This window comes from Pseudomonas sp. B16(2017) (genome assembly GCF_002113205.1).
Classification (GTDB): Bacteria; Pseudomonadota; Gammaproteobacteria; order Pseudomonadales; family Pseudomonadaceae; genus Aquipseudomonas; species Aquipseudomonas pharyngis.
In genome coordinates, this window is sequence record NZ_NEKA01000001.1 from 1 (window position 1) to 16,760 (window position 16,760).

The 16,760-nt window shown below is 60.7% G+C and carries 16 protein-coding genes and 1 pseudogene; 7 read left to right on the forward strand and 10 right to left on the reverse strand.

Going from position 1 to position 16,760, the window contains the following annotated elements:
• From CAG25_RS28740 to yccS, 3 genes and pseudogenes are all read left to right on the forward strand, one after another.
• Positions 1–124 (forward strand): annotated as a pseudogene (locus CAG25_RS28740) (IS110 family transposase); the annotation flags it as partial.
• Between the two features lie 46 nt (positions 125–170).
• Entirely contained in the window at positions 171–1,349 is a 1,179-nt protein-coding gene (locus tag CAG25_RS00005) for an NAD(P)/FAD-dependent oxidoreductase (RefSeq protein WP_085611942.1), read from the forward strand.
• Positions 1,350–1,511: 162 nt separating this feature from the next.
• A complete protein-coding gene (gene yccS, locus CAG25_RS00010) occupies positions 1,512–3,695 on the forward strand; it encodes a YccS family putative transporter (RefSeq protein ID WP_085611943.1) in 2,184 nt (727 codons plus the stop codon).
• A 6-nt stretch (positions 3,696–3,701) separates the two neighbouring features.
• Here yccS and CAG25_RS00015 read toward each other — a convergent pair whose 3' ends face one another.
• Positions 3,702–4,439 (reverse strand): ABC transporter substrate-binding protein, encoded by a 738-nt coding sequence (locus CAG25_RS00015; protein WP_039767985.1) that lies wholly within the window; start codon positions 4,437–4,439, stop codon positions 3,702–3,704.
• Positions 4,440–4,695: 256 nt separating this feature from the next.
• Between CAG25_RS00015 and CAG25_RS00020 the strand changes: the two genes are divergently transcribed.
• Positions 4,696–5,148 (forward strand): GNAT family N-acetyltransferase, encoded by a 453-nt coding sequence (locus CAG25_RS00020; RefSeq protein ID WP_064599990.1) that lies wholly within the window; start codon positions 4,696–4,698, stop codon positions 5,146–5,148.
• Positions 5,149–5,190: 42 nt separating this feature from the next.
• Here CAG25_RS00020 and CAG25_RS00025 read toward each other — a convergent pair whose 3' ends face one another.
• Genes CAG25_RS00025 through CAG25_RS00035 form a run of 3 tightly spaced genes read right to left on the reverse strand, consistent with a single transcriptional unit; the run spans position 5,191 to position 8,168 of the window.
• Positions 5,191–5,487, reverse strand: coding sequence for a helix-turn-helix domain-containing protein (locus CAG25_RS00025; protein ID WP_085611944.1), 297 nt, complete (start codon positions 5,485–5,487; stop codon positions 5,191–5,193).
• A gap of 24 nt (positions 5,488–5,511) precedes the next feature.
• Positions 5,512–6,003: a M48 family metallopeptidase gene (locus tag CAG25_RS00030; RefSeq protein WP_007959720.1), complete on the reverse strand. Its 492-nt coding sequence runs from the start codon at positions 6,001–6,003 to the stop codon at positions 5,512–5,514.
• Positions 6,004–6,044: 41 nt separating this feature from the next.
• Positions 6,045–8,168 carry a bifunctional diguanylate cyclase/phosphodiesterase gene (locus CAG25_RS00035; RefSeq protein ID WP_064599992.1) on the reverse strand — a complete coding sequence of 708 codons (2,124 nt, stop codon included), beginning with the start codon at positions 8,166–8,168 and terminating at the stop codon, positions 6,045–6,047.
• Positions 8,169–8,518: 350 nt separating this feature from the next.
• On the opposite strand from CAG25_RS00035, the gene CAG25_RS00040 reads away from it, so the two are divergent.
• The 3 genes from CAG25_RS00040 (at position 8,519) to CAG25_RS00050 (ending at position 10,262) form a co-directional block, all read left to right on the forward strand.
• Positions 8,519–9,187: a polysaccharide lyase family 7 protein gene (locus CAG25_RS00040; protein WP_011336318.1), complete on the forward strand. Its 669-nt coding sequence runs from the start codon at positions 8,519–8,521 to the stop codon at positions 9,185–9,187.
• A gap of 366 nt (positions 9,188–9,553) precedes the next feature.
• Positions 9,554–9,913, forward strand: coding sequence for a DUF6124 family protein (locus CAG25_RS00045; protein WP_085611945.1), 360 nt, complete (start codon positions 9,554–9,556; stop codon positions 9,911–9,913).
• A 97-nt stretch (positions 9,914–10,010) separates the two neighbouring features.
• On the forward strand, positions 10,011–10,262 hold the full coding sequence (locus CAG25_RS00050; RefSeq protein WP_085611946.1) for a helix-turn-helix domain-containing protein: 252 nt from the start codon (positions 10,011–10,013) through the stop codon (positions 10,260–10,262).
• Between the two features lie 99 nt (positions 10,263–10,361).
• On the opposite strand, the gene fba is transcribed toward CAG25_RS00050, so the two are convergent.
• The 6 genes from fba to tkt form a co-directional block, all read right to left on the reverse strand.
• Positions 10,362–11,426: a class II fructose-bisphosphate aldolase gene (fba, locus tag CAG25_RS00055; RefSeq protein WP_007959708.1), complete on the reverse strand. Its 1,065-nt coding sequence runs from the start codon at positions 11,424–11,426 to the stop codon at positions 10,362–10,364.
• A 125-nt stretch (positions 11,427–11,551) separates the two neighbouring features.
• Entirely contained in the window at positions 11,552–11,884 is a 333-nt protein-coding gene (locus tag CAG25_RS00060; protein ID WP_085611947.1) for an MliC family protein, read from the reverse strand.
• A gap of 57 nt (positions 11,885–11,941) precedes the next feature.
• On the reverse strand, positions 11,942–12,163 hold the full coding sequence (locus CAG25_RS00065; RefSeq protein ID WP_007959706.1) for a hypothetical protein: 222 nt from the start codon (positions 12,161–12,163) through the stop codon (positions 11,942–11,944).
• Between the two features lie 34 nt (positions 12,164–12,197).
• A complete protein-coding gene (locus CAG25_RS00070) occupies positions 12,198–13,361 on the reverse strand; it encodes a phosphoglycerate kinase (RefSeq protein WP_011336326.1) in 1,164 nt (387 codons plus the stop codon).
• 12 nt (positions 13,362–13,373) lie between these two features.
• Entirely contained in the window at positions 13,374–14,426 is a 1,053-nt protein-coding gene (epd, locus tag CAG25_RS00075; RefSeq protein ID WP_085611948.1) for an erythrose-4-phosphate dehydrogenase, read from the reverse strand.
• Positions 14,427–14,617: 191 nt separating this feature from the next.
• Positions 14,618–16,615, reverse strand: a complete 1,998-nt coding sequence (tkt, locus tag CAG25_RS00080) for a transketolase (RefSeq protein ID WP_085611949.1) — start codon at positions 16,613–16,615, stop codon at positions 14,618–14,620.
• Between the last annotated feature and the right edge of the window lie 145 nt (positions 16,616–16,760).

Below are 16,760 nucleotides of genomic sequence, written 5' to 3' on the forward strand. Positions count from 1 at the left end.
TCTAGCCAGAACCCAAGCCTTGGTCATCCTCGCCCGCAAGCTTTGCCGGGTGGCATTCGCCCTCATGAAAAACCAGAGCGAATACCAACCGAATTTAAGATTGCAGGGTTCCCCTGCAACATAGAATCTCCCACAGTTTGTTTTGTGGTGAACAACGTGAGGACACCGTTTTGCGCTCTACCGAAGTCGTGATCATTGGCGCTGGCGCCGCAGGGTTGATGTGTGCACTGACCGCCGCCGGGCGCGGGCGTCAGGTGTTGCTGCTCGACCACGCGAACAAGGCCGGCAAGAAAATCCTGATGTCCGGCGGTGGACGCTGCAACTTCACCAACATGTACACCGAGCCGAGCAATTTCCTCTCGCAGAATGCGCACTTCTGCAAATCCGCGCTGGCCCGCTACACCCAGTGGGATTTCATCGGCATGGTCGCCAAGCACGGCGTGCCGTATCACGAGAAGAAACTCGGCCAACTGTTCTGCGATAACAAATCCAGCGACATCCTCGGCATGCTGCTGGACGAGTGCGATCAGGTCGGCGTCAACCTGCACCTCGACACCTCGATCCAGACCATAGAGAAAATCGAGGGCGGTTACCTGCTCGACACGACTCTCGGCCAGATCCAGTGCCAGTCGCTGGTAATCGCCACCGGCGGCCTGTCGATCCCGACATTGGGCGCGACCGGTTTCGGATATCAGGTCGCCAAACAGTTCGGCCATGAACTGCTGCCGACCCGCGCCGGTCTGGTGCCGTTCACCATCACCGATCAGCTCAAGGATTTGTGCACCGAACTGTCCGGCACCTCGGTGGATTGCCTGGTCAGCTGCAACGACCAGAATTTTCGCGAGAACATCCTGTTCACCCACCGCGGCCTCAGTGGCCCGGCGATTCTGCAGATTTCCTCGTTCTGGGAGCCGGGCGACACGGTCGAGATCAACCTGCTGCCCGATCACGACGCCGCAAGCTGGCTGCAACAGCAGACCGCCGAGCGTCCGAACAGCGAACTGAAAACCCTGCTCGGCGAGATCTTCACCAAGAAGATGGCCAACCTGCTGGCGGACAACTGGTTCGTCTCCAAACCGATGAAGCAGTACACCCACGCCGAACTGGCGGACATCGCCGAGAAGCTCGGCAGCTGGAAAGTCGTGCCGGCCGGCACCGAAGGCTACCGCACCGCCGAAGTCACCCTCGGTGGCGTCGACACCCGCGAAGTGTCGTCCAAAACCATGGAATCGCTGAAAAGCCCGGGCCTCTACTTCGTCGGCGAAGTGCTGGACGTCACCGGGCATCTGGGCGGGTTCAACTTCCAGTGGGCGTGGGCCTCTGGCTACGCTGCCGCGCAGTACGTCTGACCCAAAGCCATACACAAAACCCTGTGGGAGCAAGCCCGCTCCCACAGTGGTGTGTGGTGCATGAAAGGAACACTTTTTGCTGTCAGATGTGATCGGCGCCATTGCGTCGGCGTCATTACTGGCTCAATTTAGCGGCATCGCCTCGGAAGGCCTTCGCACTTCATGTCCTCGACCTCGTTTCGTCAGTCTTTGCGGCGCCTGTGGGCGCTGGATAAATTCAGCTACAGCGTGCGGGTGTTCATCGCCCTGACCGGCAGCATGGCGCTGTGCTGGTATCAGGATGAAATGGGGCTGCTGATCCCGTTGTTCCTCGGGATCATCGCCAGCGCCCTGGCCGAGACCGACGACAGTTGGCAGGGCCGTCTCAACGCACTGGCGGTGACGCTGGTGTGTTTCAGCGTCGCGGCGCTGTCCGTTGAATTGCTGTTCCCCTACCCCATCGTGTTCGTGATTGCGTTGGCACTGGCCAGTTTCAGCCTGACCATGCTCGGCGCACTCGGCGAACGTTACGGGGCGATTGCTTCGGCGACCCTGATTCTTTCCGTCTACACCATGATCGGCGTCGACCAGCGCGGCGGCGCGGTCACGGATTTCTGGCATGAGCCGATGCTGCTGGTGGCCGGCGCCGCGTGGTACGGCCTGTTGTCGGTGCTGTGGCAGGCGATGTTTTCCAATCAGCCGGTGCAGCAGAGTCTGGCGCGGCTGTTCCGCGAACTCGGCTATTACCTGAAGCTGAAATCCTCGCTGTTCGAGCCGATCCGTCAGATGGACGTCGAAGCACGGCGACTGGAGCTGGCCCAGCAAAACGGCCGGGTCGTCGCAGCCCTGAACAGCGCCAAGGAAATCATCCTGCACCGGGTCGGCAACGGTCGTCCGGGCTCGAAAGTCAGCCGTTACCTGAAGCTGTACTTCCTCGCCCAGGACATTCACGAACGCGCCAGTTCTTCGCACTACCCGTACAACGCCCTGGCTGATGCGTTTTTCCACAGCGATGTCTTGTTCCGCTGCCAGCGCCTGCTGCGCCAGCAAGGCAAGGCCTGCCGGGCGCTGGCGGAATCGATCCAGATGCGCCAACCGTTCACCTACGACGCGAGTTTCGCCGAAGCCCTGAGCGACCTGCACGCCTCCCTCGAACACCTGCGCATCCAGAGCAACCCGGCCTGGCGCGGACTGCTCCGTTCGTTGCGCGCACTGGCGGCCAACCTCGGCACCCTCGACCGTTTGCTCAGCGACGCCAGCAACCCCGACGCCTTGGCCGATGCCACCGACAGCAGTCTGCTCGACCGCTCGCCGCGCAACTTCAAGGACGTGTGGATTCGTCTGCGCACGCAGCTGACGCCGACCTCGCTGCTGTTCCGCCATGCCCTGCGCTTGCCGCTGGCGTTGAGCATCGGCTACGGCATGGTGCACCTGATACACCCGTCGCAGGGTTACTGGATCATCCTCACCACGCTGTTCGTCTGCCAGCCGAACTACGGCGCCACCCGGCGCAAACTCGGCCAGCGGATTTTCGGCACGGCGATCGGCCTGACGATTGCCTGGGCGCTGTTCGATCTGTTCCCAAGCCCGCTGGTGCAGTCGTGCTTCGCCATCGCCGCCGGCGTGGTGTTCTTTACCAACCGCACCACCCGCTACACCGTGGCCACCGCCGCGATCACGATCATGGTGCTGTTCTGCTTCAACCAGGTCGGTGACGGCTACGGGCTGTTCGTGCCGAGACTGTTCGATACCTTGCTCGGCAGCCTGATTGCGGGGCTTGCGGTATTCCTGTTCCTGCCGGACTGGCAAGGTCGGCGCCTGAACAAAGTGCTGGCCAACACCCTCACCTGCAACAGCATCTACCTGCGCCAGATCATGCAGCAATACGCCGCCGGCAAGAGCGACGACCTCGCCTATCGCCTGGCCCGGCGCAACGCGCACAACGCCGACGCCGCACTATCAACAACCCTGGCGAACATGCTGATGGAGCCGGGGCATTTCCGGAAGGAAGCCGATGTCGGCTTCCGCTTCCTGGTGCTGTCGCACACCTTGCTCAGCTATTTGTCAGGCCTCGGCGCGCACCGGGAAACCCAACTGCCGGCGGAAGTGCGCGAACACCTGATCGACGGCGCCGGGGTGAGTCTGGCGTCGAGCATCGATGAGATCGCCCAGGGTCTGGCGAGCAAACAGCCGATTGCCATTCAAAGCGATGAGGAAGAAGCGCTGGCCAATGAGCTGGAGCAGATGCCGGACGAAATCGACGAAGGCCAGCGACTGGTGCAGACGCAACTGGCGCTGATCTGCCGCCAGCTCGGCCCGTTGCGCACGCTGGCGGCGCATCTGATCAAGGACACAGCCGAAGATTGAGCCGCCTCACATCCCGTGCTGCCTGAGCAACTTGTCATAGCTGCCATCGGCCTTCATCGATGCAATCGCCTTGTCGAACCCGGCCACGATCTGTTCGTGCTGCGGGTTCTTCAGGCTGACCAGAATATGCAGGCTGTTCTCGCTCAGCGGCTTGGGCAGAAACTCCACCGCGTTACGTACCTTCTGTGATTCCCGGGCCAGGTAATAGCGGGCCACGTATTCGTCTTCCAGGGTCAGCTTGACCCGGTCCGCCGCGAGCATGCGCACGGCCATGGCGAAGTTATGCACAGGGACTTTCTGCAACGCGGTGTCGGCATCGAACGGCGCCGAATAGGCATAGCCGCGCACTACCGCAACCGGATAGGTGTGCAGTTCCTGCAGGTTGTTGTATTCGATGGGCGCGTCTTTGCGCTTGAGGAAGCGCACGCGATTGAGCAGGTACTCGGCGGAAAACTGCCCGATCTTCGTGCGCTCGTCGTTGTACCAGGCGTTGACCAGCACGTCGTAACGCCCTTCGCCAACACCCAGCAACGCCCGCGCCCACGGCACCTGCTCATAACCGCTGGCATAACCGGCACGGGCCAGGGCCGTGCTGACGATGTCGGTCGCCAGCCCACCGTTGACCAGCGTGTCATCGGTAAAGGGCGGCCAGACGTCGAACACCAGACGCAATTTCTCCGCTGCCGCGCTTTGACCCAGCAACAGCAATCCGATCAAAGCAAAGGCTCGATGCAATCGCGGCATGCTTGAAAATCCTTAGCGGGCGGGCCGCCCGGCGTGTTTTCAGTCAAAACCCCAAGGCCCCTTACCGGCGAATCCCAGGCCCTAACCTTAGCTCATTGAAGCCATTGCACAGTGCTTCCCAGCAGATTACACAAAGTACGGCGAGCCGCGATATTGGAATGATGGCATTTTGGCCTTTGTCACAGATTTCTCAGCCATACAGACATATTTCGGCGGGACGCTTAGTATCGGGCGACGTTGTTCAAGGAATCGGAAGATGACAATCGAGTGGGTCTGCAAACATCACAGCGATCTGGGACTGGAGCAGCTGTACGCCATCTTGAAATTGCGCTCGGAAGTGTTCGTGGTCGAACAGCGCTGCGCGTACCTGGATCCGGACGGTCAGGATCTGGACGGTGACACCTGCCATTTGATGGGCTGGGACGATGATCAACTGGTGGCGTACCTGCGCCTGCTGGACCCGGAATCCCAGGGTGGCGACGTGGTGATCGGCCGCGTGCTGACCGCGCCGGCCGGGCGTGGCAAAGGGTTGGGGCATGAAATGATGGAGCAGGCGCTGAAACAGGCGCAGAAGCGTTGGCCTGAAGTGCCGATCTATCTGTCGGCGCAGGCGCATTTGCAGGGGTATTACGGGCGGTATGGGTTTGTGGTGGCGGGTGAGGAATATCTTGAGGATGACATTCCGCATATTGGTATGCGGCGGTCTTGAGATTTCCCCTTCGCGGGCTTGCCCGCGAAGGCTCTGCTGAGGTCAGGGATACTCGAGAACAGCCTTGATCTGCCGCAAATTCCGCTCGATCCACCCCCGATCAATCGCCCCCCAGTCGCGAATCCGATAGCGCCCCGCATGATTGCGCGCGCCCTCTTCCTGTTCGAACTCACAGACGATATCCAGATCCGCCAGCGCCGCAATCGTGTCCTGCGCCGTACGCCGGGGCATGCCGGTGACCTCGGTCAACGCCGGCACGCTGCTGGCCAGGCCGCTGTCGATCAGGTACGCCACGTACAAGCGCCGGTAGAAACTGCTCTTTGTCTTGTTCACGTCCATGCATGCGCTCCGTTGTTTGATGTCTTATTGCATGTCCCGCCACGTCAGGTACACCCGCAGGTCGAACTCGACCTGGTGGTAGCCCGGCAGCATGTGCTCACATAACTTATAGAACGCCTTGTTGTGATCCGACTCCTTGAAGTGCGCCAGCTCGTGCACGACGATCATCTTCAAAAACTCCGGCGCGGCGTCCTTGAACAGCGAGGCGATGCGAATCTCTTTCTTGGCCTTGAGCTTGCCGCCCTGCACCCGCGACACCGTGGTGTGCAGGCCGAGGGCGCGATGGGTCAGGTCGAGGCGGTTGTCGAACAGCACCTTGTCAATGGCCGGGGCGTTGCGCAGGTATTCCTGCTTCAAGTCCAGCGCGTAGCCGTACAACGCCTTGTCGCTCTGCACATCGTGGCGGCCCGGGTAGCGTTGGCTCAGGTAATCACCGAGGCGGTTGTCGGCGATCAATTGGCGCACCTGATCCTGCAAATTCGCGGGATAGGCCTGGAGGTATTTCAACGCAGTCATGGGGCGGCACGGGTCATGAAAAGGCCGCCAGTGTAGCGAATTCAACCGGCCAACGCGCTCCAGTCGAACGGCTCGGTAAAGCGTGCGGTGTCCTCGGCGACCAACGGCCGCGCCACCAGAAAGCCTTGCACGTACTGACAACCATGGGCTTGCAGCCACTGGTATTGCTCGACGGTTTCCACGCCTTCGGCAATCACCAGCAAGCCGTATTCCTTGCATAAGTCGATGACCGTGCGCACCAGTGAAGCGTCGCGGGACGAGTCCGGCAATCGGGCGATCAGGTGGCGATCGAGTTTGAGGGTATCCAGCTCCAGATCGCGCAGATGCGCCAGCGAGCAGGCGCCGGAACCGAAATCATCCAGCGCCACCCGCACCCCGAGATTGCGCAGCAGCTTCAGCTGCTTGCGGGTCTCGTCCGGGTTGACCGTCAGCGCCTCTTCGGTGACTTCCACTTCCATCTGGTGCGGCTGCAAACCATGGCGCTCCAGCACCTGGCGCAATTCAGTCACCAGATTCGGCAGGCCGAACTGAGTGTTGCTCAGGCTCACGCCGATCACCAGATCCTTGGAGAACTCGGCCTCCCACGCCTTACGCTGCCCGGCGCTGCGATGATAGATCCAGCTGCCGAGGCGGCTGATCAACGTCGCCTCTTCCAGCAACGGCAGGAACAGCCCCGGCGGCACGTCGCCGACACTCGGGTGCTGCCAGCGCAGCAACGCCTCGAAACCACGAACGCGACCATCGCCAATGGCCACCTGCGGCTGATACACCAGATTGAAATCGCGGTTCTCGATGGCATTACGCACGCTTTCTTCCAGCATCAGCCGCGACCGCGCGCGGCCGTTCATTTCATGATCGTAGAAGCGATATTGCTGACGCCCGGCACGCTTGGCCTCGTACATGGCGATGTCCGAGGCGCGCAGCAAACCGTCGAGGTTGTTGCCGCAATCCGGATAAGTGGCGATGCCGATACTCGCACCCAGCGCAATATCCAGCCCTTCAATCTGCTGACAGATCGAAACCCGCTCGATGAGCTTCTCGGCGATCTTCGCCGCTTGCTCGGGGAATTCCAGATCCAGCAGCGCGGTGAATTCATCGCCGCCCATCCGCGCCAGAATGTCGAATGGCCGCAGGCAGGCTTTCAGTTGTTCCGAGACCCAGCGCAACACCCGGTCCCCGGCATCATGGCCGAGGGAATCATTGACCCTTTTGAATCCATCGAGATCGAGGTACATCAGCACCCAACTGCTGTCCGTGCGCTCGCCGCGCAGCAGCAGGTTTTCCACAGTCTGGTAAAAACCCCGTCGATTGAGCAGCCCGGTCAGCGGGTCGGTCACAGCTTGAAATTCCAGCTGCTGATGCAAATGACGCACCACCGACATGTCCAGCACCGTCACCACCATCGCGTGCTGTTCACTCGGCAGCGGCGCACAGGACAAGGCCACCGGCACCTGCTGCCCCGGTGCGGTGCGCAGCGACGCATCGTGTAGACGCAGCGTCTCGCCACGTTTGTAACCGGCGTAAAACTCGGAATCGGCCCACAGCGGAATATGCGGTTTCTGCAGGTAATCGAGAAACTCCTGCCCTTCCAGCTCCTTCACCGGCGCATTGAGCAGCCGGGAAATCGCCGGGTTGGCGAAGCGGATCAAGCCATCCTCACCCAACACCAGAATGCCTTCGGCGGCGTTATCCAGCACCGAGGCATTGAAGGCCCGCGCCGATTCCAGATCCTGACTCAAACGCTGCAACGCCCGACGATTGCGCTGGTGTTCCAGCAGCGCCTGGACTTTCGGCTTGAGAATCTGCGGATCGAAGGGTTTGAACAGGTAATCCACCGCACCGCTGGCGTAACCCTTGATCACGGCGTCCTGGGACTGCTCGTTGGCGGTAAGGAAAATGATCGGGGTCAGGCGCGTGCGCTGACTGCCGCGCATCAGCCGCGCGACTTCGAAACCGTCCATCCCCGGCATCTGCACATCCAGCAGCACCAGGTCGATGTCGTGTTCGAGCAACAGGTTGAGGGCTTCGTAACCGGAAGCGGCAGTCAATACCTGCCAGTCTTGGCGCTGCAGCAACGCGCGCATGCTGATCAGGTTTTCAGGGTAATCATCGACGATCAAAAGGACTGAGCTGCCTTCACCTGGCTGGGGTTGCGCGCATTCCATGCTGCTTCTCTTGTCGGGACAACTCGTGTCGGGGCATCTCGGGTCAGTGTTCCGGGCGGTTTCTCGTGAAAACCGTACAGTCACCGAGTCTTCACTCTAGTCCGGGATCTGTAAAAGCAATAGCTGTCATCCAGCCATCATTTAAACAAACCGGCAGGCAGCCGACTAACGGTCACCGCTGAAGCCCCCGAAAACCGGGCAAGATGGCATTTCGACAGGATGTTGACGCCAATCATCTGCCGGACGGCCGTTAACAAAAAATCCCTCTACGCTTATAAAGGCCGCCCCAAGAGGCGCGGGCTAGAGCTTCTGGCACGCGCGTGCAAGAGAAATAGAGTGGAAGAACCGACATGATCGACCTCGCAACCTGGAACCTCAGCGTTCCCGTTGGCAGCCCGCCCTACACCGTCGAAACCTCCAAACTGGTGAACGGCTTCAAGGATCAGTACTTCCATTCCGACACCGGCACCCTGTTCTTCTGGTCGCCGGTGACCGGCTCGAAAACCGAAAACGCCATCTACCCGCGCACCGAACTGCGTGAAACCTACAGCAACGGAACATTGCGCAACTGGTATTACCCCGACGCCGACAACCTGCTGCGCGCGACCCTTTCGGTCAACAAGGTGCCCAGCTCGGGCAAGATCGTCATCGGCCAGATCCACGCCTACGAAAGCCAGAAGCCGATGCTCAAGCTTGAGTACCAATACAAAGAAAAAACCGAGACCGGCAACCTGGTGATCAAACTGCGCACCCATCCGGATCAGGACGAAAGCCGCGTCATCACCCTCGCCACCGGGATCAAACTCAATCGCGAGTTCAACTACCTCATTCACCTGAGCCCCGGCGGCGCCCTGGGCGTGAGTGCGGCCGGGTATCAGTGGGATTCGCAGATCAGCGCGACGTGGCGGAACAAGCCGCTGTACTTCAAGGCGGGCGTGTATGTGCAGGACAACACCGGGTACACCAGCGAGGGTGGGCAGGTGACGTTCAGCAAGCTGGATATCGATCACGATAAATAGCAGCCGCGCGACCGTTTAAGGCTTCTGTTTAAAGGCAGTGCGCGTAACGTCCCGAAGCCTACAACGGCTTGCGTCACGGCCTACCGGTACGCCAGAATCCGCCGGCTTGTGCGCCTGGAGGGCCATCGGTAACTTGATTCGGGTCACTGATTCGCAGTGATCGGGTTTAGTAGCCCGTGGTGTCTTCAGCTACGTGCAACGCGCTGTCCATCAGACATTCCAGTCTGACTGTGATGGTGGCTGTGTGCAGGGCGCTTCGGCGCGCCGGTCAATGCTGAATACTCCCCGGTCTACTAACCTGCGCACAGCTGCCACCCTTCTTTTAGTAGGGAAGGACCGGCAGCTCCTTACAGGAGTTTTCAGCATATGTTCAAAATTACACCGAATCCGCCAGAGACCGATCTGGCCTCCCCCTACGATCCCCTCGACCCCACCAAACTCAACGAAGCCGCCGAACGCGCCCTCGACCACTACCTCTGCCCCGGCGCCCGCATCATGGCCACGGTCAACGAACCGGACCGCATGTACTTCGCCAACCCCGCCTACAACACCGAATCCCTGCTGGCCAACGCCAGCGAAACCCTCGGCTCCGCCAGCGAAATGCTCAACAACTTCGCCGCCTCCCTCACCCCCGCCGACCGCAAAACCGCGATTGGCATTGCGCAGTTGGTAATGCTTGGAGAACTGGCGGTGAATCAGGCGCTGGATCACGTTGAGCCGAAATAATCCGCTCTATCTAAAAAAACCCGCTTCACGGCGGGTTTCTCGAAATGAAATGTTGTGTTTACACAACATGAGCCTTCAAATGTTGCGATAGCGGAACATGGACTACGTCTTATTGATCAGCCGTCTAGGTAATCAACTACGCGAAAAACGTATAGCTCGTGGCCTGACGCAAGTACAACTTGCCGAGCTCGCAGGGCTGACACGATACAAAATCATCGCAGTGGAGAAAGGCGCTCCATCTGTCAGCATGATCACCTACGCACGCACCCTGGCGGCTCTGGATAGTGAGCTTGTTGTCATTCCAGCGGTTATGCCGACTCTTGAAGAGCTCGCGGAGGTATTCAAATGATCTCCGATTTTTGGATAGTTCTTAATCCACGCAAAAATCACCACCCACAAAAAACCCGCCTCACGGCGGGTTTCTTTCAAATCAGCTAAACACCCAGTCTCAATTGACCTTTGCGTTCAACTCACCCTTCAGGTAACGCTGATACATGCTTTCCAGCGAGATCGGCTTGATCTTCGAAGCGTTGCCGGCAGTGCCGAAAGCTTCGTAACGAGCGATACATACATCGCGCATCGCCTTCACGGTTTCGCCGAAGAATTTACGTGGGTCGAACTCGCTCGGGTTGGTGGCCATCAGGCGACGCATGGCGCCGGTGGATGCCAGACGCAGGTCGGTGTCGATGTTGACCTTGCGCACGCCGTGCTTGATGCCTTCGACGATTTCTTCAACCGGTACACCGTAGGTTTCTTTGATGTCGCCGCCGTACTGGTTGATGATCGCCAGCCACTCTTGCGGAACCGACGAGGAACCGTGCATCACCAGGTGAGTGTTGGGGATGCGTTTGTGGATTTCCTTGATGCGGTCGATGGCCAGCACGTCACCGGTAGGTGGCTTGGTGAACTTGTAGGCGCCGTGGCTGGTGCCGATGGCGATGGCCAGGGCATCAACCTGGGTCTTCTTGACGAAGTCAGCGGCTTCTTCCGGGTCGGTCAGCATCTGGCTGTGATCCAGAACGCCTTCGGCGCCGATGCCGTCCTCTTCACCGGCCATGCCGGTTTCCAGCGAACCCAGGCAGCCCAGCTCGCCTTCAACCGAAACGCCGCAGGCGTGAGCCATGGCGACGGTTTGTTGGGTCACGCGGACGTTGTACTCGTAGTCGGTCGGGGTCTTGCCGTCTTCGCCGAGGGAGCCGTCCATCATGACCGAGCTGAAGCCCAGTTGAATGGAGCGCTGGCAGACGTCAGGGCTGGTGCCGTGGTCCTGGTGCATGCACACCGGGATGTGCGGGAATTCTTCGATCGCGGCCAGGATCAGGTGACGCAGGAACGGGGCGCCGGCGTATTTGCGGGCACCGGCCGAAGCCTGGACGATCACCGGGGAGTCAGTCTTGTCAGCGGCTTCCATGATGGCGCGCATCTGCTCAAGGTTGTTGACGTTGAAGGCTGGAACGCCGTAGCCGAACTCGGCTGCGTGGTCCAGCATCTGGCGCATGCTGATAAGTGCCATTGTGTGTGTCTCTCCCGGTTTGGGTCGTTAATCGTGCCAGCCTGCCGGAGCGGCGGCGGCTATTCAAGTGATTGCAGATCGGGGGTTGAGGCCCGGCCTGGTGATTCGATAAAGCAAATTCTGTTTTATTCGGCTTTGCAGCCCCGACCGATCAGATCATTGGTGGCGACCCAGTAAACCAGGCCTTCCTCACCTTTGATGTGAAACGCCAGCATGTCATCGCTGTACAACGCGCCCGAAGCGCCCGGCTCTTCTTTCAGGTGATAGACCTGATCACCGCCGCCCAGACGCACATCGACTTCCTTGCGGGCGGCATCGGTGAAGCGCCACAGCACCCTGGCCTGGCTGTCGCAGGTCCAGGTGGTCCAGTTATCCACAGGGGCGGACGACTGGAACGGGTTCCACTGCGCGCAACCACCCAACAATCCCAGTGCCGCAACGGCGATCAAGCCTTTCATCCGTGTTCCTCGACCGACAGCGCACGCCGCCGGCCCTGAGTTAAAGAATCAGACCGGTCAAGGACAACCATGTTCCTTGGCCGGGGTTTGCGTCTCGTATTTGTCCAGACCGTCCGGGCCCGAGCGCTTGTTCAGCACCGGGTTGGTTTCGGCCTGCCAGTCGGCCTGGTAGCAGCCTTTCTGGGCCTCGCCCGGTGCCGGTGTCGGCTCGGCCTTCGGGTTACTCCCGCAGGCCGCCAGCGTACCGGTCAGCAGCAACAGCGCTAACGACTTGACCATCTGAACACTCCTTTGCCTGGCCAATCGGGCGGCCTCAGGCCTTGGCCCGGCTTTCCAGGACTTCAACGGCCGGCAGCACCTTGCCTTCGACGAATTCGAGGAACGCGCCACCGCCGGTGGAAATGTAGGAGATCTTTTCAGCCACGCCATATTTATCGATGGCCGCCAGGGTGTCGCCACCGCCGGCAATCGAGAACGCCGCGCTTTCGGCGATGGCTTCGGCGAGCACTTTGGTGCCGTTGCCGAACTGGTCGAATTCGAACACGCCGACCGGACCGTTCCACAGGATGGTTTTCGACGACTTCAGCAGTTCGGCGAAGTTGGCCGCGGTTTGCGGGCCGATGTCGAGGATCATGTCGTCGGCAGCCACGTCAGCGATCAGCTTCACGGTCGCTTCGGCGCTTTCAGCGAATTCCTTGGCAACCACCACGTCCACCGGCAGCGGCACGCTGACTTTGGCGGCGATGGCGCGCGCGGTGTCCAGCAGGTCCGGCTCGTACAGCGACTTGCCGACCGGGTGACCGGCCGCAGCCAGGAAGGTGTTGGCGATACCGCCGCCGACGATCAGTTGATCGCAGATTTGGCTCAGGCTGTTCAGCACGTCGAGTTTGGTCGACACCTTGGAGCCGGCAACGATGGCCGCCATTGGCTTGGCCGGGGCGCCCAGGGCTTTGCCCAGTGCATCAAGCTCAGCAGCCAGCAGCGGGCCGGCAGCGGCGACCTTGGCGAACTTGGCCACGCCGTGGGTCGAACCTTCGGCGCGGTGAGCGGTGCCGAAAGCGTCCATCACGAACACGTCGCACAGGGCGGCGTATTGCTGGGCCAGTTCGTCGGCGTTCTTTTTCTCGCCCTTGTTGAAGCGCACGTTTTCGAACAGCACGATGTCGCCGGCCTTGACGTCAACGCCGCCCAGGTAGTCGGCCACCAGCGGCACTTCGCGGCCCAGGGCCTTGCTCAGGTAGTCAGCGACAGGCTTGAGGCTGTTCTCGGCGGAGAATTCGCCTTCGGTCGGACGACCCAGGTGCGAGCAGACCATCACGGCCGCGCCTTTTTCCAGGGCCAGCTTGATGGTCGGCAGCGAAGCCAGGATACGCGCATCGCTGGTGACAACACCGTCCTTGACTGGGACGTTGAGGTCTTCGCGGATCAATACGCGCTTACCTTGCAGATCGAGGTCGGACATCTTCAACACGGTCATGGGTCGCACTTCCTACGGTTTTTTTGAAGTCGCTGTCTGCAGATAGTGCTCTGCAACATCCAGCATTCGGTTGGCAAAACCCCATTCGTTGTCGAACCAGGCCAGGATGTTCACCAGCCGAGGGCCGGAAACGCGGGTCTGACTGGCATCGACGATGGCCGAATGTGGGTCATGGTTGAAATCACAACTGGCGTGAGGCAATTCGGTGTAGGCCAACAGACCTTTGAGCGGGCCGCTGGTGGCGGCATCGCGCAGGATCCGGTTGACCTCGCCGGCGTCGGTGTCGCTCGCGGTCTGCATCGTGATGTCGAGGCAGGACACGTTGACCGTCGGCACGCGTACGGCTTTGGCCTGAATTCGCCCGGCAAGTTCCGGCAGCAGGCGCTCGATGCCACGCGCCAGACCGGTGGACACCGGGATCACCGACTGGAACGCCGAACGGGTGCGGCGCAGGTCTTCGTGGTGATAGGCGTCGATCACCGGCTGATCGTTCATCGCCGAGTGAATCGTGGTGATCGACACGTAATCCAGGCCGACCGCCTGATCCAGCAGACGCAACAGCGGCACGCCGCAGTTGGTGGTGCAGGAGGCGTTGGACACCAGCAGTTCGTCGCCGGTCAGGCAATCCTGATTGACGCCGTAAACGATGGTGGCGTCGACATCCGCCTCGCTGGCCATCGGCTGCGAGAACAGCACACGCGGCGCGCCAGCGTCGAGGAAACGCTGGCCGTCTGCACGGGTGTGCCAGGCGCCGGAGCATTCGAGCACCAGATCGACGCCCAGCGACGCCCAATCGATGCCTTCGGGGGTGGCACTGCGCAGGACCTTCACGCAGTCGCCATTAATATGCAGACAATCGCCGTCGACTTTCACCTCGCCGGGGAACCGGCCGTGGGTGGAGTCGAAGCGTGTCAGGTATTCGATGCTGGCCATGTCGGCCAGATCGTTGATCGCGACAATCTCAAACCCTGCCGCCGAGCCTCGCTCGAACAACGCACGCAAGACGCAACGACCAATCCGGCCGTAGCCGTTGAGTGCAACTTTGTAGGGACGCGGTTGAGGCATGGGGTTCTCGATTACCGTGGTAAATCAGGCAGTGCAATGTTGCCTGAACCACCGCTTTCGCGGGCAAGCCCGCTCCCACAGGTTCTTTGGTGTACACAAAATGTGTGATCAACCTAAAACACTGTGGGAGCGGCGGTGCGACGATTCGACTTGCTCGCGAATACGCCAGTTCAGGCGACACCTTTTCTGGATCAGTCTTCCAGCAGCTCTTCAGCCTGACCCAGGATGTTTTCCAGGGTGAAGCCGAACTCTTCGAACAGTGCCGAAGCCGGAGCTGATTCGCCGTAGGTGGTCATGCCGATCACGCGACCTTCCAGACCCACGTACTTGAACCAGAAGTCGGCGTGGGCCGCTTCGATCGCAATACGTGCGCTGACCTGCAACGGCAGGACCGATTGCTTGTAGCTGGCGTCCTGAGCGTCGAACGCGCTGGTGCATGGCATGGAAACCACGCGCACCTTGCGGCCCTGCTCGGTGAGTTTGTCGTAGGCCTGAACGGCCAGACCGACTTCCGAACCGGTGGCGATCAGGATCAGCTCAGGCTCGCCTGCGCAGTCCTTGAGCACGTAACCACCACGGCTGATGTCGGCGATCTGGCCGGCATCACGGGTCTGATGCTGCAGGTTCTGACGCGAGAAGATCAGCGCCGACGGGCCGTCCTTGCGTTCCAGAGCGTTTTTCCAGGCCACGGCCGATTCAACGGCATCGGCTGGACGCCAGGTGTCGAGGTTCGGCGTGCTGCGCAGGCTGGTCAGTTGCTCGATCGGCTGGTGCGTCGGGCCGTCTTCGCCCAGACCGATGGAGTCGTGGGTGTAGACGTGGATCACACGCTGCTTCATCAGAGCGGACATGCGTACCGCGTTGCGGGCGTATTCCATGAACATCAGGAAGGTCGCGCCGTAAGGCACCAGACCGCCGTGCAGGGCAACGCCGTTCATGATCGCGGTCATGCCGAATTCGCGCACGCCGTAGTACATGTAGTTGCCGCTGGCGTCTTCGGCGCTGACGCCTTTGCAGCCTTTCCACAGGGTCAGGTTGGAACCGGCCAGGTCAGCCGAACCGCCCAGCACTTCCGGCAGCAGCGGGCCGAACGCGTTCAGGGCGTTCTGGCTGGCCTTACGGCTGGCGATGGTTTCGCCTTTGGCCGCAACGTCGGCGATGTAGGCGTCAGCCTTCTCGGAGAAGTCGGCCGGCAGCTCGCCGCTCAGGCGACGGATCAGTTCGTTGGCTTCGGTCGGGAACGCGGCGGAGTAGGCAGCGAAACGCTGGTCCCACTCGGCTTCGGCGGCGCGGCCTTTTTCCTTGGCATCCCACTCGGCATAGATGTCGGCCGGGATTTCGAACGGGCCGTGGTTCCAGTTCAGCGCCTGACGGGTCAGGGCGATTTCCGCGTCACCCAGCGGGGCGCCGTGGCAATCTTCCTTGCCTTGCTTGTTCGGCGAACCGAAACCGATGGTGGTCTTGCAGCAGATCAGGGTCGGCAGCGGGCTCTTGCGAGCGGTCTCGATGGCGGTCTTGATCTCTTCCGGGTCGTGACCGTCGACGTTGCGGATCACTTGCCAGTTGTACGATTCGAAACGCTTCGGCGTGTCGTCGGTGAACCAGCCTTCGACTTCGCCGTCGATGGAAATGCCGTTGTCATCGTAGAAAGCGATCAGCTTGCCCAGGCCCAGAGTGCCGGCCAGGGAAGCGACTTCGTGGGAAATGCCTTCCATCATGCAGCCATCACCCAGGAACACGTAGGTGTGGTGGTCGACGATGTTGTGGCCGGGACGGTTGAACTGCGCGCCCAGTACCTTTTCAGCCAAGGCGAAGCCCACAGCGTTGGCCAGACCCTGACCCAGCGGGCCGGTGGTGGTTTCAACGCCCGGGGTGTAACCGAATTCCGGGTGGCCCGGCGTACGGCTGTGCAATTGACGGAATTGCTTCAGGTCGTCGATCGACAGGTCGTAGCCGGTCAGGTGCAGCAGCGAGTAGATCAACATCGAGCCGTGGCCGTTGGACAGCACGAAGCGGTCACGGTCGGCGAACGATGGATTGCTCGGGTTGTGCTTGAGGTAGTCGCGCCAAAGCACTTCGGCGATATCTGCCATACCCATAGGGGCACCGGGATGGCCGCTGTTGGCTTTTTGCACGGCATCCATGCTGAGGGCACGAATGGCGTTGGCACGCTCACGACGGCTAGGCATCGCTGATCTCCTGGGTGTGAATAGATTGAAACGGAAAAAAGGAGGGCATTTTCCCTCACCCGAGCGCCTCGGGGCAATGACAGATAGTCATCCGGAGACGTTTTTCCAATGGATAACATCGGTTTCGGTTGGTGAAACCTTTCCG